Source organism: Pectobacterium aquaticum (assembly GCF_003382565.3).
In the GTDB taxonomy this organism is placed as follows: Bacteria; Pseudomonadota; Gammaproteobacteria; order Enterobacterales; family Enterobacteriaceae; genus Pectobacterium; species Pectobacterium aquaticum.
Map to the genome: position 1 here is coordinate 1,551,539 of NZ_CP086253.1, position 19,564 is coordinate 1,571,102.

General features: G+C 51.8%; 20 protein-coding genes. 15 read left to right on the forward strand and 5 right to left on the reverse strand.

Features of this window, described 5'->3' with window-relative positions; all coding sequences use genetic code 11:
• Positions 1-41: 41 nt before the first annotated feature.
• The 11 genes from DMB82_RS07260 to hisP all read left to right on the forward strand — a co-directional run bounded on the left by DMB82_RS07260 (position 42) and on the right by hisP (position 10,508).
• On the forward strand, positions 42-704 hold the full coding sequence (locus DMB82_RS07260) for a DedA family protein (RefSeq protein ID WP_116162643.1): 663 nt from the start codon (positions 42-44) through the stop codon (positions 702-704).
• Between the two features lie 224 nt (positions 705-928).
• A complete protein-coding gene (accD, locus tag DMB82_RS07265; protein ID WP_102117706.1) occupies positions 929-1,846 on the forward strand; it encodes an acetyl-CoA carboxylase, carboxyltransferase subunit beta in 918 nt (305 codons plus the stop codon).
• A 103-nt stretch (positions 1,847-1,949) separates the two neighbouring features.
• Positions 1,950-3,218: a bifunctional tetrahydrofolate synthase/dihydrofolate synthase gene (gene folC, locus DMB82_RS07270; RefSeq protein ID WP_102117707.1), complete on the forward strand. Its 1,269-nt coding sequence runs from the start codon at positions 1,950-1,952 to the stop codon at positions 3,216-3,218.
• On the forward strand, positions 3,208-3,996 hold the full coding sequence (dedD, locus tag DMB82_RS07275) for a cell division protein DedD (protein WP_116162641.1): 789 nt from the start codon (positions 3,208-3,210) through the stop codon (positions 3,994-3,996). Before folC ends, dedD begins: the two co-directional genes overlap by 11 nt.
• Before the next feature lie 176 nt (positions 3,997-4,172).
• On the forward strand, positions 4,173-4,673 hold the full coding sequence (gene cvpA, locus DMB82_RS07280; protein WP_010298532.1) for a colicin V production protein: 501 nt from the start codon (positions 4,173-4,175) through the stop codon (positions 4,671-4,673).
• A gap of 21 nt (positions 4,674-4,694) precedes the next feature.
• Positions 4,695-6,212, forward strand: a complete 1,518-nt coding sequence (gene purF / locus DMB82_RS07285; protein WP_010285044.1) for an amidophosphoribosyltransferase — start codon at positions 4,695-4,697, stop codon at positions 6,210-6,212.
• 199 nt (positions 6,213-6,411) lie between these two features.
• Positions 6,412-6,984 (forward strand): UbiX family flavin prenyltransferase, encoded by a 573-nt coding sequence (locus tag DMB82_RS07290; protein ID WP_010285043.1) that lies wholly within the window; start codon positions 6,412-6,414, stop codon positions 6,982-6,984.
• Between the two features lie 414 nt (positions 6,985-7,398).
• Positions 7,399-8,178 (forward strand): lysine/arginine/ornithine ABC transporter substrate-binding protein, encoded by a 780-nt coding sequence (locus DMB82_RS07295; RefSeq protein WP_102117709.1) that lies wholly within the window; start codon positions 7,399-7,401, stop codon positions 8,176-8,178.
• Positions 8,179-8,318: 140 nt separating this feature from the next.
• The gene (locus DMB82_RS07300) at positions 8,319-9,008 is read left to right on the forward strand and encodes a histidine ABC transporter permease HisQ (protein ID WP_102117710.1); all 690 of its coding nucleotides are present in this window, start codon (positions 8,319-8,321) and stop codon (positions 9,006-9,008) included.
• Positions 9,001-9,717: an ABC transporter permease gene (locus DMB82_RS07305; protein ID WP_116162639.1), complete on the forward strand. Its 717-nt coding sequence runs from the start codon at positions 9,001-9,003 to the stop codon at positions 9,715-9,717. The genes DMB82_RS07300 and DMB82_RS07305 overlap by 8 nt, the downstream gene beginning before the upstream one ends.
• A gap of 17 nt (positions 9,718-9,734) precedes the next feature.
• Positions 9,735-10,508: a histidine ABC transporter ATP-binding protein HisP gene (gene hisP, locus DMB82_RS07310; RefSeq protein ID WP_116162637.1), complete on the forward strand. Its 774-nt coding sequence runs from the start codon at positions 9,735-9,737 to the stop codon at positions 10,506-10,508.
• Positions 10,509-10,686: 178 nt separating this feature from the next.
• Here the strand turns inward: hisP and DMB82_RS07315 are convergent, their stop codons facing one another.
• The 3 genes from DMB82_RS07315 to yfcG all read right to left on the reverse strand — a co-directional run bounded on the left by DMB82_RS07315 (position 10,687) and on the right by yfcG (position 12,735).
• Positions 10,687-11,592 (reverse strand): TIGR01777 family oxidoreductase, encoded by a 906-nt coding sequence (locus DMB82_RS07315; RefSeq protein WP_102117713.1) that lies wholly within the window; start codon positions 11,590-11,592, stop codon positions 10,687-10,689.
• Between the two features lie 19 nt (positions 11,593-11,611).
• Entirely contained in the window at positions 11,612-11,983 is a 372-nt protein-coding gene (gene folX, locus DMB82_RS07320; protein ID WP_010295415.1) for a dihydroneopterin triphosphate 2'-epimerase, read from the reverse strand.
• A 125-nt stretch (positions 11,984-12,108) separates the two neighbouring features.
• Positions 12,109-12,735, reverse strand: a complete 627-nt coding sequence (gene yfcG / locus DMB82_RS07325) for a GSH-dependent disulfide bond oxidoreductase (protein ID WP_116162635.1) — start codon at positions 12,733-12,735, stop codon at positions 12,109-12,111.
• 262 nt (positions 12,736-12,997) lie between these two features.
• Between yfcG and yfcE the strand changes: the two genes are divergently transcribed.
• Positions 12,998-13,549, forward strand: coding sequence for a phosphodiesterase (gene yfcE, locus DMB82_RS07330; protein WP_102117715.1), 552 nt, complete (start codon positions 12,998-13,000; stop codon positions 13,547-13,549).
• A gap of 247 nt (positions 13,550-13,796) precedes the next feature.
• On the forward strand, positions 13,797-14,450 hold the full coding sequence (gene yfcD, locus DMB82_RS07335) for an NUDIX hydrolase YfcD (RefSeq protein WP_116162633.1): 654 nt from the start codon (positions 13,797-13,799) through the stop codon (positions 14,448-14,450).
• A gap of 109 nt (positions 14,451-14,559) precedes the next feature.
• Here yfcD and pta read toward each other — a convergent pair whose 3' ends face one another.
• Positions 14,560-16,698, reverse strand: a complete 2,139-nt coding sequence (gene pta / locus DMB82_RS07340; RefSeq protein ID WP_102117717.1) for a phosphate acetyltransferase — start codon at positions 16,696-16,698, stop codon at positions 14,560-14,562.
• 79 nt (positions 16,699-16,777) lie between these two features.
• Positions 16,778-17,980 carry an acetate kinase gene (gene ackA, locus DMB82_RS07345; RefSeq protein ID WP_102117718.1) on the reverse strand — a complete coding sequence of 401 codons (1,203 nt, stop codon included), beginning with the start codon at positions 17,978-17,980 and terminating at the stop codon, positions 16,778-16,780.
• 458 nt (positions 17,981-18,438) lie between these two features.
• On the opposite strand from ackA, the gene yfbV reads away from it, so the two are divergent.
• A complete protein-coding gene (gene yfbV / locus DMB82_RS07350; RefSeq protein ID WP_116162631.1) occupies positions 18,439-18,894 on the forward strand; it encodes a terminus macrodomain insulation protein YfbV in 456 nt (151 codons plus the stop codon).
• 165 nt (positions 18,895-19,059) lie between these two features.
• Positions 19,060-19,554: a YfbU family protein gene (locus DMB82_RS07355; protein WP_010295396.1), complete on the forward strand. Its 495-nt coding sequence runs from the start codon at positions 19,060-19,062 to the stop codon at positions 19,552-19,554.
• The last annotated feature ends 10 nt before the right edge of the window (positions 19,555-19,564 follow it).

A 19,564-nucleotide genomic window follows, 5' to 3' on the forward strand; every position in this document is an offset into this window, starting at 1 on the left:
CCGCGTGCGTTCAATAGACACGTTGGGGAGAAGAAGTTGTGATGGAGTTTATACAGTTTATTATTGATTTTATTCTGCACATTGACGTCCACTTGGCGGAACTGGTGGCGCAATATGGTGTCTGGGTTTATGCCATTTTGTTCCTGATTCTGTTCTGTGAGACTGGGCTGGTGGTGACGCCGTTTTTGCCGGGAGATTCGCTGCTGTTTGTCGCAGGGGCGCTGGCGGCACTGCCGTCGAACGATTTGAATGTGCACACGATGGTGTGCCTGATGATCGTTGCCGCGATTACGGGCGATGCGGTGAACTACACGATTGGACGACTGTTCGGTGAGAAGCTGTTTAGCAACCCGAACTCAAAGATTTTCCGCCGCAGCTATCTGGATAAAACGCATGCGTTTTACGCGCGTCACGGTGGCAAGACGATAATTCTGGCGCGCTTTGTCCCGATTGTGAGAACATTTGCGCCGTTTGTTGCTGGGATGGGGCACATGAGCTATCGGCATTTTGCGGCCTATAATGCCATTGGTGCGCTGCTGTGGGTGTTGTCGTTCACCTATGCGGGCTACCTGTTTGGCGATTTGCCAGTAGTGCAGGAAAATCTGAAATTACTGATTGTCGCGATTATTTTTCTCTCTATCCTGCCGGGCATTATTGAGATTGCCCGTCACCGTAGAGCGGCCTCGCGCGGTAATGTGAAATAAGTGAAGTATTTTAACATCCGGTTTGACCAGTTTTTTATCCACAGTACCGGAACGTTATGGTTTAATGGGCAGCATTTATGGTCTGTTCTTGGGAACACCCTGGGTGCCGATGCCTTTGTACCGCGATTGTCGTGCGTCTCAGGCATTTTTTCATTGGCAATGTTGTCAGGGAATAACATGAACAGCGGACTGGCATTTGCCAGGTTCAAGCAGAAAGGTTATCAATGAGCTGGATTGAACGAATTCTTAACAAAAGCAATATCACACCGACCCGTAAAGCGAACATCCCTGAAGGGGTCTGGACAAAATGTGATAGCTGCGGCCAGGTTCTTTATCGTGCCGAGTTGGAGCGCAATCTGGGTGTCTGCCCGAAGTGCGATCACCATATGCGCCTTTCCGCGCGTGCCCGTCTACAGGCTTTTCTGGATAAAGAAAACACTGTCGAGTTGGGAAGCGAACTGGAGCCGAAGGATGTCCTGAAATTCCGGGATTCCAAAAAATATAAAGATCGTCTGGTTTCTGCACAGAAGCAGTCCGATGAGAAAGACGCGCTAGTCGTGATGAAAGGTACGCTTTACGGCATGCCGATTGTCGTCGCGTCGTTTGAGTTTGCTTTCATGGGCGGTTCAATGGCGTCCGTCGTGGGTGCGCGTTTTGTGCGTGGCGTTGAGCAGGCACTGGAAGATGGTTGCCCGCTAGTGTGCTTCTCCGCCAGTGGCGGTGCGCGTATGCAGGAAGCGCTGATGTCGCTGATGCAAATGGCGAAAACCAGTGCCGCATTGGCAAAAATGCGCGATCGTGGTTTGCCTTATATTTCTGTGCTGACTGACCCAACCATGGGGGGAGTTTCCGCGAGTCTGGCGATGCTGGGCGACCTGAACATTGCGGAACCAAAAGCGCTAATCGGTTTTGCCGGCCCACGCGTTATCGAACAGACCGTGCGTGAAAAACTGCCGCCGGGCTTCCAGCGCAGTGAATTCCTGATTGAGAAAGGGGCGATTGATATGATCGTTCGTCGTCCGGAAATGCGCTACAAGCTGGCTACCATCCTTGCCAAACTGACGAACCATCCAGAACCTGGCAACGATGACGTGGAAATTCGCAGCGATGCGCCGTCTGAATCATCACAGGATGACGCATAATTGACATGATGGGCAGGGCGTGTGGCACTACCACGTCGTTCTCGACCGAGTAGCAATGCGCACGCTCTGCCCGTAATGAACCGTAAGCGAGTGAACGGGACTCATGGATACTCTTCAAATACCCCAAGCCACGTCACCTTTGGTCACGTGGCTTCATTATCTTGAGCACCTGCACGCTCAGGCCATTGATCTAGGCCTGGAGCGCGTTAAGCAGGTTGCCGAACATCTCCAACTGCTCCAGCCTGCCGCCACGATTTTCACCGTCGCGGGGACAAACGGCAAAGGAACGACCTGCTGTACGCTGGAATCCATTCTGTTAGCCGCTGGTCTGCGGGTGGGGGTGTACAGTTCTCCCCATCTGCTTCGCTATACCGAGCGAGTGCGCATTCAGGGTAAAGAATTGCCTGAAGCGCTCCATACGCAGGCGTTTGCGGATATTGAAGCAGGGAGAGGGGCGGTATCGCTCACCTATTTTGAATTTGGCACGCTGTCGGCACTGCAACTCTTCAAGCAGGCGAATCTGGATGTCGTTATTTTGGAAGTGGGGCTAGGCGGGCGGTTGGATGCTACCAATATTGTGGATGCAGATGTATCTGTGGTAACCAGCATTGCTATCGATCATACCGATTGGTTAGGTAACGATCGGGAAAGCATTGGTCGCGAGAAGGCGGGGATATTCCGACAAGGGAGACCTGCGGTTGTTGGCGAGCCAGATATGCCAGGAACGATTGCCGACGTTGCCGCGGAGAAAGGCGCGCAACTGCGCCGCCGTGGTCGAGACTGGGAATATTCAATGCAGCGCGAGACGTGGAGCTGGCAGGATAAACAGCGCGAACTGTCACGGTTGCCGTTACCCAACGTCCCGTTAGCCAATGCCGCCACGGCACTGGCTGCATTGCACTATTCTTCACTCAACGTGAGTGAAGAAGCGATTCGACAAGGTTTGCAGCACGCCGCATTACCCGGTCGTTTTCAGACTGTGCAGGTGTCACCGCGATTGATTCTTGATGTAGCACACAACCCTCATGCGGCGGCGTATCTGGCAAATCGTTTGGCTGGGCTGCCGAAAACCGGAAAAGTGCGAGCTGTTGTCGGCATGCTGTCGGATAAAGACATTGCTGGTACGCTGGCCCACTTAACGCCGTCAGTGGATGCGTGGTATTGCGCGTCGCTGGAAGGACCGCGTGGTGCTACGGCGCAGCAGATTGCCGAGCATCTGACGCGAAGCCAATCATTTTCCGATGTCGTTGCCGCTTGGCAGCAAGCAATGTCCGAGTCGACGGAGCAGGATATCGTCATTGTGTGTGGATCTTTTCATACAGTAGCGCATGTGATGGACGCGCTGGATGAGGAGAAGGCGAATGGCGAGTAAATTTCAGAATCGATTGGTCGGTACGGTTATTCTGGTCGCACTGGGCGTGATCGCCTTACCGGCCCTGCTGGATGGCAAGAAAAAGCACTACGAAGACGAGTTTGCGTCGATTCCGCTGATCCCTAAGCTGGGTGACAGCAATGAGATGGAAGCACTGCCTGCGCTGAACCCGCCGCTGCCGAGTCAGCCTCCGGAAGGGGCAGAAACGGCGATGCAAAATAGTGCGGAAGCCGAAGCTGCTGAAGCGAGATCGTCTGCATCATCTGCAACTACGTCATCTACAACGACAGGACCTGAAACCACGACGCAGACGCCGCCATCGTCCCATTCTGGCATGAATACGCCAGCCATGACCGCACCGCCAGTGGTGGTTGAGCGTCCGCCGGTTCAGACGCCAGCACCAGTGACGCCGAAGCCTCAGCCAAAGCCTGAGGTGAAACCGAAACCAGAGCCTAAACCGGAACCCAAACCGGAACCCAAACCGGAAGTGAAGCCTGAAACGCAGCCGACGCAGCCGACGCAGCAAGCGCCTGTCGGACAGGCCTATATTGTGCAGCTTGGTGCGTTGAAAAATGCCGATAAGGTGAACGAAATTGTCGCTAAGCTTCGTCTCTCTGGCTACCGTGCGTATACCGTGCCATCCACGCCGGTTTCAGGCGAAATCACCCGTATTTACGTGGGGCCAGATGCCTCGAAGCAGAAGCTGGAGTCTTCACTGGGCGAACTGAAACAGATCAGCGGGCTAAGCGGGCAGGTGCGAGCGCATTCCGTTCGTTAAGATGCCGAGAGTTTATAGAATCAGGCATGACGTCTTGTCGGTTTTTTCGCCTGATTATCTATCGATGAAATCGGCGGAAATACGCTACGCAAACGTTTTCTTTTTCTGTTAGAATGCGCCGCGAACAGGATGACGTAGCGGCTTATCGGTAGCATCGTTCATTATTAGGATAGTTCATGGTTTGGGTTGATTACGTCATTATTGGCATCATCGGATTTTCGGCTCTGGTTAGCCTAATCCGGGGGTTTGTTCGCGAAGCGCTGTCGTTAGTAACCTGGGGATGTGCTTTTTTTGTTGCCAGTCATTACTACGCTTACCTCGCGGTCTACTTCACCCGTTTTGATGATGAGCTGGTGCGTAACGGCATTGCGATTGCCATTCTGTTTATTGCAACGTTGATTGTGGGAGCTATCGTCAACTATGTGATTAGTTCACTGGTTGAACGTACCGGATTATCCGGCACCGATCGCGTTCTGGGCATCTGTTTTGGTGCGCTGCGCGGGGTGCTGATCGTTTCCGCACTGCTATTCTTTCTGGATACGTTCACCGGTTTTTCACAAAGTGATGACTGGAAGCAATCCCAGTTAATCCCGCAGTTCAGTTATATTATCAGGTGGTTTTTTGACTACCTGCAAAGCACGTCAAGTTTCTTGCCGCAGCATTTACCGCTGCGGTAGCGCTGATGAGGAAAAGACACCATGTGCGGTATTGTCGGTATCGCCGGTTTTACACCGGTCAACCAGTCGATTTATGACGCGTTAACGGTGTTGCAACACCGTGGGCAGGATGCTGCGGGTATTGTGACCATCGATGCCTTTAATTGTTTTCGCCTGCGTAAGGCCAATGGCCTGGTGAAAGATGTGTTTGAAGCGCGGCACATGCAACGCTTACAGGGCAACATGGGGCTTGGCCATGTGCGTTATCCGACCGCAGGCAGTTCCAGCGCCTCGGAAGCACAGCCTTTCTACGTTAACTCACCGTTCGGTATCACGCTGGCTCACAACGGTAACCTGACTAACGCCCACGAACTGCGTAAAAAGCTGTTCGAGCAGGAGCGCCGTCACGTTAACACCACGTCTGATTCTGAAATTCTGCTGAATATTTTCGCCAGAGAGCTGGACCGTTTCCAACACTACCCGCTGGAAGCCGATAATATTTTTGCGGCCGTTGCCGCAACGCACCAGCAAATTCGCGGTGCCTATGCTTGTGTTGGCATGATTATCGGTCACGGTATGGTGGCTTTCCGCGATCCAAACGGGATTCGTCCTCTGGTTATCGGTAAGCGCGATCTGGAAGATGGCCGCAGCGAGTATATGGTGGCGTCAGAAAGCGTCGCGCTGGATACGCTGGGCTTTGAATTTTTACGCGATGTGGCGCCGGGAGAAGCGATCTACATTACGGAAAAAGGGCAGCTGTTTACCCGCCAGTGTGCAGAGAATCCAAAGAGCAACCCGTGCCTGTTCGAATATGTCTACTTCGCTCGCCCAGACTCTTTCATTGATAAAATTTCGGTCTACAGCGCACGTGTTCGCATGGGCCAGAAGCTCGGTGAAAAAATTGCGCGCCAGTGGGAAGATCTCGATATTGATGTTGTGATCCCGATTCCTGAAACCTCTTGTGATATCGCGCTGGAAATCGCGCGCATTATCAACAAGCCGTATCGTCAGGGATTTGTGAAAAACCGCTATGTTGGCCGCACGTTTATCATGCCAGGGCAGCAGGCGCGTAAGAAATCGGTACGCCGTAAGCTGAACGCCAACCGTGCTGAGTTCCGTGACAAGAACGTGCTGCTGGTGGATGACTCCATCGTGCGTGGTACAACGTCGGAGCAGATTGTGGAGATGGCGCGTGAAGCAGGAGCCAAGCGTGTTTATCTGGCCTCAGCGGCGCCGGAAATTCGCTTCCCTAACGTGTACGGCATCGATATGCCGAGCGTTAATGAACTGATTGCCCACGGTCGTGAAGTGGATGAAATCTGTAAGATTATTGGTGCCGATGAGCTGATATTCCAGGATCTCGACGATCTGATTGAAGCCGCACGTGAAGATAACCCGGATATCGCTCAGTTTGAATGTTCGGTGTTCAACGGGATTTACGTGACGAAGGATGTCGATCAAGGTTATCTGGATTATCTGGAAGTCTTGCGCAATGACGATGCCAAAGCGCTGCGTAGCCAGAATGAAGTTGAAGATCTGGAACTGCACAACGAAGGTTAACAGCTAGTCGCACATTAAGGCTGTGTTGAAGGGGGGAGGGCGCGAAAGTGTCCTCCCCCTTTGTTGTATCTAGAAAACAGTTGTATCTAGAAAACAGGCTTTTGGTGCTTATCCTTGCTTATCGTTAATCAATGCGGCAAAGTTTGCGCAGATGATTTTTCCGCGTTTCTGCTTACGCGGCCAGCCAGAGGCAGTATGAATGAAGCGACTCATTGTAGGAATTTCCGGTGCCAGCGGCGTCATTTACGGCATCCGGCTGCTACAGGTTTTACAGACGCTGGAAGGTATCGAAACGCATCTGATCATGAGTCAGGCCGCCCGGCAGACGCTGGCGTTAGAAACGGACTTTAGCCTGCGTGACGTGCAGGCGCTGGCTGATGTGGTACACGACACGCGTGATATTGCTGCCAGCGTCTCTTCGGGGTCGTTTAAAACGGCGGGGATGGTGATTTTACCCTGTTCGATAAAAACCCTTTCCGGCATTGTGCACAGCTACAGCGACAATCTATTGACCCGCGCGGCTGATGTGGTGCTGAAGGAGCGTCGTCCTCTGGTGCTGGGGGTACGTGAAACGCCGCTGCACTTAGGGCATTTGCGATTGATGACCACTGCCGTTGAGCTGGGGGCGATAATTATGCCGCCAGTGCCTGCGTTTTATCATCGCCCAGAAAGTGTGCAGGATATTGTCGATCAGACAGTAAATCGTATTCTAGACCAGTTTGACATCGACCTGCCAAAAGATCTCTTTATCCGCTGGCAAGGTGCGTCGTAGCAGGGTAGAGATTCAGGTACGGTATTTTTCTCTCTCGGGGCGGTCAACTTTCACTGCCCTTTTTTTGTGCTTTTTTATCGCATTGCACTAATTTTGTGCGTAAAAGCACTGAAATGGTGCGATTGAGTTTTGGTATTCATGGCAATGTTATCTATTGTTATTACTATGTGCAAAAAAAATCCTCTGAAAATATTTTATAATCAAACGGTTAACTATTATTTTCTGTGCGCTTCGCTCATGGTTTTTTTACGACGTCTCTGCGTTCATTGTGGCATGAAAACTGCTACAAAAACGGTAATAGTCGGCGTAGAAAACAAATAGCACTCATATCGTTCATTTTTAAAGCAATAAATCGATAAATCGTTCCGACATTGACGACACATGACATCAATCACTCATGATAAAGGTAGCAATATGAAGAAACTGATCAAAGTCTTGCCGTTGGCACTCATTCTGGCGGCGGGTAGCGCGATGGCGGAGATTCCTAAGAATATTAAAATTGGTACCGATCCTACCTATGCTCCCTTTGAATCCAAAAACGCCAGCGGTGAACTGGTTGGGTTTGATATCGATCTGGCGAAAGAGCTGTGCAAGCGTATTCAGGCTAACTGTACGTTTGTAGAAAGCGACTTTGATGCGTTAATTCCGTCCCTTAAAGCTAAAAAAATCGATGCCATCATCTCTTCTCTGTCCATCACCGAAAAACGCCAGCAGGAAATTGCCTTCACTGAGAAGCTGTATGCAGCCAATTCACGCCTGATTGCGAAGAAAGGGGCGAGCATTGAACCCACGTTGGCTTCTCTGGGCGGCAAACGTGTTGGCGTATTGCAGGCATCAACACAGGAAGCCTTTGCTAATGCTAACTGGCAGCCTAAAGGCGTTGACGTTGTCGCTTACCAAAATCAGGATCTGATTTATGCCGATCTGGCCGCAGGCCGTATTGATGCAGCCTTTCAGGATGAAGTCGCCGCAAGTGAAGGTTTCCTGAAATTGGACGCGGGTAAGGGCTATGAGTTTGCCGGCCCGGCGGTAAAAGATGACAAATTCTTCGGTGTGGGAACGGGTATGGGCTTGCGTAAAGCGGATACTGAGTTGAAGGCCGCGCTGGATAAAGCCTTTGAAGAAATGCGTAAAGACGGTACCTACGATACCTTCGCGAAGAAATACTTCGATTTTGACGTCTACGGCGGCTAATGTCGCCACTGTGACGCTCATTTCTTTATCACATGTGTAGCGGGATCGTAGGGCATGCGGCACGGGATCGTTCCTCTCGTGCCGTATTCCTGATTGATGACGCAGCGTGCCATTAACCGCTATTTCAACGGATATCATTGATGCTCTATGGCTATTCCCAGCTAATTCTGGATGGTGCCATCATGACGCTGGAGCTGGCCGCGAGTTCGTTACTGCTGGCGCTGGCTATCGGCCTGATTGGTGCATCGGCGAAGCTGTCTTCCAACCGTCTGCTGGCGGGGTGTTTTTCCTGCTATACCACGCTGATTCGCGGCATTCCCGATCTGGTACTGATGCTGCTGATTTTCTATGGTCTGCAAATTGTCTTAAATGGCGTGACGGAATCGCTCGGTCTGGATCAGATTGACATCGATCCGTTGACTGCCGGGATTATTACACTGGGCTTTATTTACGGCGCGTATTTCACGGAAACCTTTCGTGGTGCCTATCTTGCCGTGCCGCGTGGGCAAATCGAAGCTGCCGTCGCGTTTGGGTTCTCTCCCATGAAGGTGTTCCGCCGTATTCTGTTTCCTTCCATGATGCGCTTTGCGCTACCGGGCATCGGTAACAACTGGCAGGTGATCCTGAAAGCGACGGCGCTGGTGTCACTGCTTGGCCTGAACGATGTGATTAAGGCGACGCAACTGGCTGGCAAGGGCACACACGAACCGTTTTATTTTGCGCTGGTTGCTGGGGCGATGTACCTGATTTTTACCACCATTTCTAACGGTGTGTTGTGGTGGCTGGAAAGGCACTATTCGCAGGGAGTCAAAAAAATAAATTATGAGTGAGATCCTGCAACAATATTGGCAGCCGCTCCTGTGGAGCGATGGCTACCGCCTGACGGGGCTGGCGATGACACTCTGGCTGCTCATTTCCTCGGTGGTTATCGGCGGGCTGATGGCGCTGCCGCTGGCGATTGCCCGCGTATCGCCACGACGCCGATTCAGCTTTCCGGTTTGGCTATTCACCTATGTGTTCCGCGGCACGCCGCTCTACGTACAGCTTCTGGTGTTCTATTCCGGCGTGTATAGCCTGGAGATTGTGCGCGGCACCGACATGCTGAATGCCTTTTTCCGCAGCGGGCTAAATTGCGCCATTTTGGCGCTGGCACTGAATACCTGTGCGTACACGACGGAGATTTTCGCGGGGGCAATCCGCGCGGTACCTCATGGGGAAATTGAAGCGGCCAGAGCATACGGCTTCTCCCGCTTTAAGCAGTATCGCTGCATTATTTTGCCGAGTGCACTGCGTATTGCGTTGCCTGCCTACAGCAACGAAGTGATTTTGATGCTGCATTCAACGGCGCTGGCCTTTACCGTAACGGTACCGGATATTCTGAAGATTGCTCGTGATATTAACGCGGCAACCTACCAGCCGTTTTATGCGTTTGGCATCGCGGCAGTCATCTATTTGGCGATCTCGTTTGTGTTAATTGGACTGTTCAGAAAGGCGGAACGGTGCTGGTTACGTCATCTTTATACCCGTTCATCTCATTAGACGCAGGAAAAAAGAGTATGTCGAATAACAAATTGATGGTGACGGAACTGCGTAAACGCTATGGCCAGCATGAGGTGCTTAAAGGGATCTCACTACAGGCGAAAGCGGGTGACGTTATTTCGATTATTGGATCGTCCGGTTCGGGGAAAAGTACCTTACTGCGCTGTATTAATTTTCTGGAAAAACCCTGTGAAGGGGCGATTTACGTCAGCGATCAGGAAATTCGCATGGTGCGTGATACTGACGGACAGCTGAAAGTTTTTGATAAAAAGCAGCTTCAGATGCTGCGGACGCGCCTGACGATGGTATTTCAGCACTTTAACCTGTGGAGCTTCATGACGGCGTTGGAAAACGTGATGGAAGCGCCGGTTCAGGTGTTAGGACTCAGTAAAGCGGAAGCGCGTGAGCGTGCGGTGTTCTACCTGAACAAGGTCGGGATTACGGATGCTGCTCAACAGAAATATCCGTCGGATCTCTCTGGTGGCCAACAGCAGCGTGTTTCCATTGCACGGGCGCTGGCGATGGAGCCGGAAGTCTTGTTGTTTGATGAGCCTACGTCAGCGCTCGATCCCGAACTGGTCGGCGAGGTGTTGCGCATCATGCAGCAGCTTGCGGAAGAAGGGAAAACGATGGTGGTGGTGACGCATGAAATGGAGTTTGCCCGCCATGTTTCGAGCCACGTTATCTTTCTGCATCAAGGCGTGATCGAAGAAGAAGGGCCACCGGATCAGCTTTTCGGTAACCCGAAAAGTGCACGTTTGCAGCAGTTTTTGTCAGGGGCATTGAAGTAGATTTTGGGGCTGATGATGTGCATTGAGCGATGATAATGGGTAGATCGTAAAGACGCTGTGAATACATCCCTGTACGCTCGAGCCGCGCCATCCTTGGCGCGGACGCTTTACTCTTCTATCCCATTATCATCGTTCTCGTTCTGCGAAAAGGCTACCAGTAACCTGAGATGGATAGTTATCAGCTCGGCTTTTTGATGACGTCCTGCAGGGCTTCTTCCAGCTCAAAGAAACGGAAACCAAAGCCTGCGGCTTCTAATTTCTTTGGGATGGCGCGCTGTCCACCCAGTACTAGCGTCGAGGCTTCCCCCATTAGTAGTTTGATCGCGAAAGCAGGTGCTCGTAGAAAGCCTGGACGATCCAACACATGTGCCAGCATGGCGGAAAATTGTTCATTATGAACCGGATAGGGCGCAACCATATTGAAGGGGCCGCTCAATATCGGCTGATCCAGCAAATAGATAATGCCGTTAACCAGGTCATCAATATGAATCCACGGCATATATTGCTTACCGGAACCCATCGGCCCGCCAAGCCCGAGGCGAAAAATCGGCAGCATTTTTGCCAACGCGCCTCCTTGTGCAGAAAGAACAATGCCAGTGCGCAACAGGCAGACGCGGGTTTTATCGCTTTCGGCAGACTGGGCCAACGCTTCCCAGCGGGCACATAGGTAGTGTGTGAATTCATCGGCTGGGGATTCATCTTCCGTGACCAGCGCTTCTCCCTGATCGCCATAATACCCGACAGCGGATCCCGAGATAAAAACCGCTGGCGGCTCACTGCTGGCCTTTATCAGCGTGGCAAGCTGTTCGGTGATGTTCCAGCGGCTCTTTGCCAGACGCTGTTTTTGCTGTGGCGTCCACCGTTTGTCGGCGATAGGTTCGCCCGCCAAATTGATGACGCCGTCAAAGTCGTTCAGTGAGGTGACATTACTCAGTGTGGACCAATATTCCACCTGATTGCCGAGAACGCCTCGGGCGCGCTCAGGATCGCGTGTCAGCACTGTAATGTCATGGGAAAGCAGTTGTAATCGCTGAATAAGATGGCGGCCAATAAGGCCGGTTCCGCCTGTTATGAGTAGTTGCATCGCACCCCTCTCCCTATCTTTATGCCTTGTGATAACGCAGGGTCATGGAAACCGAATCGGCGTATCGCAGGGCAAACGGTTTATCTACTTCTACTTCAGCATAGGTGATCCATTCGTGCTCGCTGGCGATGTTGAGCACATCCTGCGTTAATTTTTCCAGCAAAGCGAAGCGGTTATCTTCCACGTGGCGAATAATGTTTTTGGTGATGGTGCGGTAGTTCAGCGCATCGGCAATATTTTCGCTGTTGCGCGCCTGTTCTGCTGGGTAGTGAATCACAACGTTGATGATCACATCCTGCTTATTCGTGATTTCCTCATCTTTGATACCGATGAAGGTGCGCAGCCGCAGATTTTTTATACGAATAATGGCGTCAGAATAGTGATGTGGCATTGCTCGGCCCTCGGTTGCTTCTGTTACTGCGGCTAAGCCGCAGCGTCAGGGGGTATCGTTAACGACAATATGTTGATTACCATAGCAGAAGATACCCAAAGGCCGAATGAGATGATGCCAGAATTTTATTGCTCGGCGAGCTGGTAAGCTCGCTGTGTTGCCGGGCGCTCATTGATACGCGTATACCACGTCTTCACCGCTGGGTAGTCATCGAGGTCGACGCGCTGGCGGGCATAAGAAACCACCCACGGGTAGGTTGCGATATCGGCAATGCTGTAATTTTCTCCTGCTAGCCAAGGGCTGTCTTGCAGATGTTTATCCAGCACGCGATACAGGCGCTGCGTCTCCTGCTGATAGCGTTCAATGGCGTAAGGCACTGGCTGAGGCGCATAGTGGTTAAAATGATGATTCTGCCCCAGCATTGGCCCGAAACCCGCGACCTGCCAGAACAGCCACTGTAGTGTGGCCGTACGCTCACGTAATGACGTGCTCAATAGCACGCCGTGCTTTTCCGCCAGATAGAGCAGAATCGCACCAGATTCAAACAGGCTAATTGGCGTATCGCCTTTCTCGGGCTGCGTATCGACAATCGCGGGGATTTTGTTGTTAGGCGAGATAGCCAAAAACTCCGGTTTGAACTGTTCGCCTTTGCTGATATTCACGCGGTGGATATGGTAGGGGAGATTAGCTTCTTCCAGAAACAGGGTGATCTTGTGCCCGTTAGGGGTTGGTGCGTAATACAGGTCAATCATGAATCAAGTCTCCGTTTTAATTCAGAAAAACATCATGGACTGTATGGCAGTTGATCGCTTCAGAGAGCGATGCGCTGTCAGAATAGCGTATTGAGGAACGGGCTCTTACCCTACCACTTCTGCGAGTGAAAAATAAACGATGGCGCACCTCGTTATACGATCTTTACCGGAAGCGTGTTGCCAACTTTGGTAGACTACGACCGATAAACGATGCGGGCGTTGTAGGTCTAGCATGGTTGATATAGACGTTGTGGAGATAACGATGAAGTTAATGTTTGCGTCCGATATACACGGTTCTCTCAGCGCGACGGAGCGCGTGCTGGAAATCTTTGAGCAGAGTCAGGCCGACTGGCTTATTTTGCTGGGCGATTTTCTCAATCACGGCCCGCGCAATCCGCTGCCGGAAAAATATCAGCCTGCGGAAGTGGCTGTCCGGTTGAACGCCTATGCATCACGCATCATTGCCGTGCGAGGGAACTGCGACAGCGAGGTGGATCAGATGCTGTTGACCTTTCCGATGACGGCACCCTGGCAACATGTGCTATTGCCGCAGAATCGCCTTTTCCTGACACACGGTCATCTTTATCATCCTGATAATCTGCCGCCGCTACACGCGGGGGATGTATTGGTATATGGTCATACCCATATCCCAGTTGCTGAGCAACGCGGTGAATATTATTTTTTCAATCCCGGCTCAGCGAGCTTGCCGAAAGGGGGATACGCCGCGAGCTACGGTTTACTGGAACAAGACGAGCTGCGAGTTCTGCCGTTACACGGCGGCGAACCTATTGCACGGGTCACGATTAGGCACTAATTTAGCGTATACTCGTCATACTTCAAGCTGCATGTGCGTTGGCTGCGTTCAGTCACCCGAATCACTTACTTGAGTAAGCTCATCGGGACTCCCTCTCTTGCCGCCTGCCTGCAACTCGAATTATTTAGAGTATATATCCTGTTTTTGACCTTGAATAACGGCAAGGCAGCAGGGAATATCACAGCAAAGTTCGATCATTTAAAACAGACGCGCGTAGCAACGTGCCAATACTAAAGGGTTTCAGAGGATGGCGGAACAAAGTCAGGCAGCAGGCACAGAGTGGGTTGATATCGTCAATGAAAACAACGAGGTAATTGCTCAGTCAAGTCGTCAGCAGATGCGTGCGCAGAGTCTTCGTCATCGTGCTACTTACATTGTTGTGCATGATGGAATGGGTAAAATTTTGGTGCAGCGCCGGACCAAGATAAAAGACTTCTACCCTAGCTGGCTGGATGCGACCGCTGGCGGCGTAGTGCAAAGCGGTGAGCAGATGCTGGAATCCGCACGTCGTGAAGCGGAAGAGGAGCTTGGCATTGCGGGCGTGCCGTTCGCAGAGCACGGCTTGTTCTATTACGAAGGCGAAAATTGCCGGGTATGGGGCGGGCTGTTTAGCTGCGTCACCCACGGGCCGTTTGCGCTACAGGAAGAAGAGGTTGATGAGGTCAGTTGGCTGACGCCGCAAGAAATCACCGCACGCTGCGATGAATTTACGCCGGACTCGCTGAAAGCCCTGTCGCTGTGGCTGACGCGCCATAGCGATCAGGAATACGGCAAGCCGATTTCACGCCAGCCGAATGTAGCCGTCGAGGCCGCTGCGACACCTGTTGTGAGTCATAAAGAGGTTCATGATGAAAATGACGGTAACGTCGTTGCTCCATCGGAAATGGGTTCGCAGAAATAACCCGTTCCTGCCTGACGCCGCTGTTTTCCGCTGTGGCATCTTTTCTTGTTCTCCTTCCAAATAAAAAATGCCAGCCCGAAGGCTGGCATTTAACGTCATCAGAAGATGATTAGAGCTGTGTAGCTTGAATGGCGGTCAAGGCAACGGTGTAAACGATGTCGTCTACCAGTGCGCCACGAGACAGGTCGTTAACTGGTTTGCGCATGCCTTGCAGCATTGGCCCGATGGAGATCAGGTCTGCAGAACGTTGTACCGCTTTGTACGTGGTGTTACCAGTGTTCAGGTCAGGGAAGATGAACACGGTGGCTTTACCTGCAACGGGTGAGTTCGGCGCTTTGGACTGTGCAACGTCAGCCATAATAGCGGCGTCGTACTGCAGCGGACCATCGATGACCAGATCAGGACGTTTTTCCTGAGCCAGACGCGTTGCTTCACGCACTTTCTCAACATCGCTACCTGCACCGGAATTACCGGTAGAGTAAGAGATCATCGCAACGCGTGGGTCGATACCGAAGGCGGTAGCGGAATCAGCAGACTGGATAGCAATTTCAGCCAATTGCTCTGCCGTTGGGTCTGGGTTGATGGCGCAGTCGCCGTAAACCAGAACCTGCTCAGGCAGCAGCATAAAGAACACAGACGATACCAACGAGCTGCCCGGTGCTGTTTTGATCAGTTGCAACGGTGGACGGATGGTGTTAGCGGTGGTATGAACGGCACCAGAAACCAGACCGTCAACTTCACCCTGTTCCAGCATCAACGTACCCAGAACCACGTTGTCTTCGAGCTGTTCGCGCGCAACCACTTCGGTCATGCCCTTACTCTTACGCAGCTCAACCAGACGCGCAACATAGCGCTCACGCACAACAATTGGATCGACGATTTCGATGCCTTTGCCCAGCTCTACGCCCTGAGCGGCAGCAACACGTTGAATCTCTTCTGGGTTACCGATCAGCACACAGTGAGCAATACCGCGTTCAGCACAGATAGACGCTGCTTTAACGGTACGTGGTTCATCACCTTCTGGCAGGACGATACGTTTGCCTGCTTTACGCGCCAGTTCGGTAAGCTGATAGCGGAACGCTGGCGGAGACAGACGACGTGAACGCTCAGATTCTGCGCTCAGTGAATCGATCCACTGGGTGTCGATGTGGCGTGCAACATATTCCTGCACTTTCTCAACACGTTGACGGTCATCAGGCGGTACTTCAAGGTTGAAGCTTTGCAGGCTGAGTGACGTCTGCCAGGTATTGGTGTCGACCATAAATACCGGCAGGCCAGTTTGGAAGGCACGTTCGCACAATTTGGCAATGCTTGGATCCATTTCATAGCCGCCAGTCAGCAGCAGGGCACCGATTTCCACGCCATTCATGGCAGCCAGACAGGCAGCAACCAGAACATCAGGGCGGTCAGCGGAGGTCACCAGCAGTGAGCCTGGACGGAAATGTTCCAACATGTGAGGGATGCTGCGTGCGCAGAAGGTGACAGACTTAACGCGGCGCGTCTGAATGTCACCTTCGTTGACGATACGCGCATTCAGGTGCTTCGCCATATCGATGGCGCGCGTAGCAATCAGGTCAAAGCTCCACGGGATGCAGCCCAGAACCGGCAGCGGGCTGTTAGCGAACAGCTGTTTCGGATCGATGTTGGCAACGCTGGCTTTCGTGGAATCATCAAAGATTTCAGACAGGTCAGGGCGAGTACGTCCCTGCTCGTCTACTGGCGCATTCAGTTTGTTGATGATCACGCCTGTGATGTTTTTGTTTTTGCTACCACCGAAGCTGGAACGCGCCAATTCGATGCGATCTTTCAACTGTGCCGGGGAATCGTTACCCAGCGCCAGTACGAAGACGATTTCTGCGTTCAGCGTTTTGGCGATTTCATAGTTCAACGCGTTAGCAAACTGATGCTTACGGGTAGGAACCAGACCTTCAACCAGAACGACCTCAGCGTCTTTGGTATTTTCGTGGTAGCGCGCGATGATCTCTTCCATCAGCACGTCTTGTTGGTTGGAGCTCAGCAGCGCTTCAACGCGGCTCATCGCCAGCGGCTCGGCTGCGCTGATGGCGGAATTAGCACGAATAATGGTAGTCGTTTGATCTGGCGTATTGTCGCCACTGCGCGGCTGGGCGATAGGTTTGAACACGCTCAGGCGAACGCCTTTCTGTTCCATGGAGCGGATGACACCCAGGCTGACGCTTGTCAGACCAACGCTGGTGCCAGTTGGGATCAACATGATTATACGGGACACGGCCGAACCTCTTTACGGTTGCTCGTTAGTCAAAAACAACACCGTCAGCCTTGGCTGACGGTGTTGGGAGTTACGTGTTTTACGCGGTCAGACGGTAAGCGTCTTCGGCGATGACCAACTCTTCATTGGTCGGGATAACCAGCGCCGCGCGGGTGCCATCTTTAGCGATGTTGCCACCTTTACCGAAGCGTGCGGCCAGGTTGCGCTCGTGGTCGACGTCAAAGCCCAGCAGACCCAGTTTTTTCAGCGTCAGTTCGCGCACCATCGCTGCGTTTTCACCGATACCACCGGTGAAAATCACTGCGTCCAGACGACCTTCCATCAGGGCAGTGTAAGAACCGATGTACTTAGCCAGACGGTGGCAGTAAACGTCCATTGCACGTTTAGCGTCTGTTTTCGTCTCGTAGTTATCTTCAACGTAGCGGCAGTCGCTGGTCACTTCAGTCAGGCCCAACAGACCAGATTCTTTGGTCAGCATTTTGTTGATAGCATCAACACTCATGCCCATTGAGTCATGCAGGTGGAAAATGATCGCCGGATCGATATCGCCACTACGCGTACCCATCACCAGACCTTCCAGCGGCGTCAGACCCATAGAGGTGTCAACGCATTGGCCGTTACGGATTGCAGTAACGGAACCGCCGTTGCCGAGATGGCAAGTGATGACGTTCAGCTCTTCTACAGGTTTGTTCAGCACTTTAGCGGCTTCACGAGAAACAAAGTAGTGGCTAGTACCGTGTGCGCCATAACGGCGGATGTGGTTTTCTTTATACAATTTGTACGGCAGTGCATAAAGGTAGGATTCTTCCGGCATGCTCTGGTGGAATGCGGTGTCGAAAACAGCGACGTTCTTATCAGCCAGGTGCGGGAAAGATTTCAGTGCTTCGTCGATACCGATCAGGTGAGCTGGGTTGTGCAGAGGTGCAAAAGGTACGGAATCTTTGATACCCTGAAGAACATCATCAGTGATGATCGCGGATTGGGTGAACTTCTCACCGCCGTGAACGATACGGTGACCAATAGCAACCAGTTGAGCTGACAACTCCGGTTTCTGAGACAGAATGGTATTGACGATGAAGTTCAGCGCTTCGCTGTGAGCTGCACCGGCACCCAGTTCGGCGTCGTGTTTACCGCCGTCCATTTTCCATTTGATGCGGGCTTCAGGCAGGTTGAAACATTCGGCTAAACCAGACAGGTACTCTTCTCCGTTAATCGCATCGATGATCGCGAATTTCAGTGATGAACTACCGCAGTTAAGAACCAGTACTAACTTACTCGACATGGAAGTACCTACTTGTTATACATGGTTAAAAAAATGTCATCAGGGCATATAGCGTATCGCATGCCGCCGCTGGCATTTATGATTAACATCATACCTTGGTGTGATACACCAGACACGATGATGAAATAGGGTCGATATGATGCCGTAGGTTATATCGGATAATCGATACAACAATTAATCGATATAACTAATCTCTACAACAACGTGACATCGACCTGATGTAAACCGCAGCTTTTAAAGCGATGGATAACCGCGTTATGGCCGTTGGCTGCGCTTATGTCGCGAAGGAATTATACTCCCTGCGTGTAGTCATACTACTTTAGGTATACAGCGGCCAAAAGGCCGATCTAGGATACCGATAGCGCAGGCTAAACACAAAATATATTTTAACCTTATCAACTTGAGTTGTTGATTTGTGCAAAAGTTTTATTTTTTATCTGTAAAGTTGAGGTGTGGCTATGGCGACGAAACCAGACAGTAGAATTAGTTGGCTACAGCTACTCCAATGTGGGCAGCATTACATGAAAACGTGGCCAGCAGATAAGCGGCTGGCGACCGTATTTCCTGAAAATCGCGTGGCGCGAGCGACGCGGTTCGGTATCCGCATTATGCCGCCGCTGGCGGTGTTTACCTTAACGTGGCAGATTGCGCTCGATGGGCAGCTCGGCCCAGCCATCGCCACCGCGCTGTTTGCCTGTAGCCTGCCGTTACAGGGGCTCTGGTGGCTGGGTCGCCGTTCTGTGACGCCTTTGCCGCCGACGCTGGCACAGTGGTTCCATGAGATTCGCCATAAGCTATTGGAGTCAGGACTGGCATTAGCACCCTTGGAAGAAGCGCCAACTTACCAAGCGTTGGCGGATGTGCTGAAACGTGCGTTTAACCAGCTTGATAAAACCTTCCTGGATGATTTGTGATCGGCGTCAGGCTGTGTGCGGGTTGATGGCTATTTTGTTCTTTCCCCTGTTTCAAATCAAAGAAGCGGTGGCTACCGCTACCGTGACACGATTCAGTATGCGATTCTGGGGTAAATACCTATTTAGCGATATTGGCTTACCCCAAAAAGGGTTCAGGAGAGCAACATGGAAATGACAAATGCCCAGAGATTGATCCTTTCAAATCAATATAAAATGATGACGATGCTCGATCCCGACAATGCTGAGCGCTATCGCCGGTTACAAACCATTATCGAGCGTGGTTATGGTTTGCAGATGCGCGAACTGGACCGTGAGTTTGGTGAGCTGACTGAAGAGGTTTGCCGCACCATTATTAACATCATGGAAATGCATCATGCCTTGCAGGTGTCGTGGACCAATCTGAAAGATAAGCAGGATTTGGATGAGCGTCGCCTGACCTTCCTAGGCTTTGATGCCGCAACGGAAGCGCGTTACCTCGGCTTTGTACGCTTTATGGTACATGTCGAAGGTCGCTATCCCCACTTTGATGCAGGTACGCATGGGTTTAACGCTCAGACAAAAATGTGGGAAAAATACAACAGAATGCTGGCTGTCTGGCAATCCTGCCCGCGCCAGTATCACTTAAGTGCGGTTGAGATCGCACAGATCATCAACGCCTGATTAATGACAA

Coding starts and splice junctions, on each gene's coding strand:
- folX (WP_010295415.1), bottom strand. CDS start 11,983: ATGCCACATCACTATTCTGACGCCATTATTCGTATAAAAAATCTGCGG.
- DMB82_RS07305 (WP_116162639.1), top strand. CDS start 9,001: ATGAGTGAGATCCTGCAACAATATTGGCAGCCGCTCCTGTGGAGCGAT.
- hisP (WP_116162637.1), top strand. CDS start 9,735: ATGTCGAATAACAAATTGATGGTGACGGAACTGCGTAAACGCTATGGC.
- accD (WP_102117706.1), top strand. CDS start 929: ATGAGCTGGATTGAACGAATTCTTAACAAAAGCAATATCACACCGACC.
- yfcG (WP_116162635.1), bottom strand. CDS start 12,735: ATGATTGACCTGTATTACGCACCAACCCCTAACGGGCACAAGATCACC.
- purF (WP_010285044.1), top strand. CDS start 4,695: ATGTGCGGTATTGTCGGTATCGCCGGTTTTACACCGGTCAACCAGTCG.
- yfbV (WP_116162631.1), top strand. CDS start 18,439: ATGGCGACGAAACCAGACAGTAGAATTAGTTGGCTACAGCTACTCCAA.
- folC (WP_102117707.1), top strand. CDS start 1,950: ATGGATACTCTTCAAATACCCCAAGCCACGTCACCTTTGGTCACGTGG.
- yfcE (WP_102117715.1), top strand. CDS start 12,998: ATGAAGTTAATGTTTGCGTCCGATATACACGGTTCTCTCAGCGCGACG.
- DMB82_RS07295 (WP_102117709.1), top strand. CDS start 7,399: ATGAAGAAACTGATCAAAGTCTTGCCGTTGGCACTCATTCTGGCGGCG.
- ackA (WP_102117718.1), bottom strand. CDS start 17,980: ATGTCGAGTAAGTTAGTACTGGTTCTTAACTGCGGTAGTTCATCACTG.
- DMB82_RS07315 (WP_102117713.1), bottom strand. CDS start 11,592: ATGCAACTACTCATAACAGGCGGAACCGGCCTTATTGGCCGCCATCTT.
- dedD (WP_116162641.1), top strand. CDS start 3,208: ATGGCGAGTAAATTTCAGAATCGATTGGTCGGTACGGTTATTCTGGTC.
- DMB82_RS07355 (WP_010295396.1), top strand. CDS start 19,060: ATGGAAATGACAAATGCCCAGAGATTGATCCTTTCAAATCAATATAAA.
- cvpA (WP_010298532.1), top strand. CDS start 4,173: ATGGTTTGGGTTGATTACGTCATTATTGGCATCATCGGATTTTCGGCT.
- yfcD (WP_116162633.1), top strand. CDS start 13,797: ATGGCGGAACAAAGTCAGGCAGCAGGCACAGAGTGGGTTGATATCGTC.
- DMB82_RS07260 (WP_116162643.1), top strand. CDS start 42: ATGGAGTTTATACAGTTTATTATTGATTTTATTCTGCACATTGACGTC.
- DMB82_RS07300 (WP_102117710.1), top strand. CDS start 8,319: ATGCTCTATGGCTATTCCCAGCTAATTCTGGATGGTGCCATCATGACG.
- DMB82_RS07290 (WP_010285043.1), top strand. CDS start 6,412: ATGAAGCGACTCATTGTAGGAATTTCCGGTGCCAGCGGCGTCATTTAC.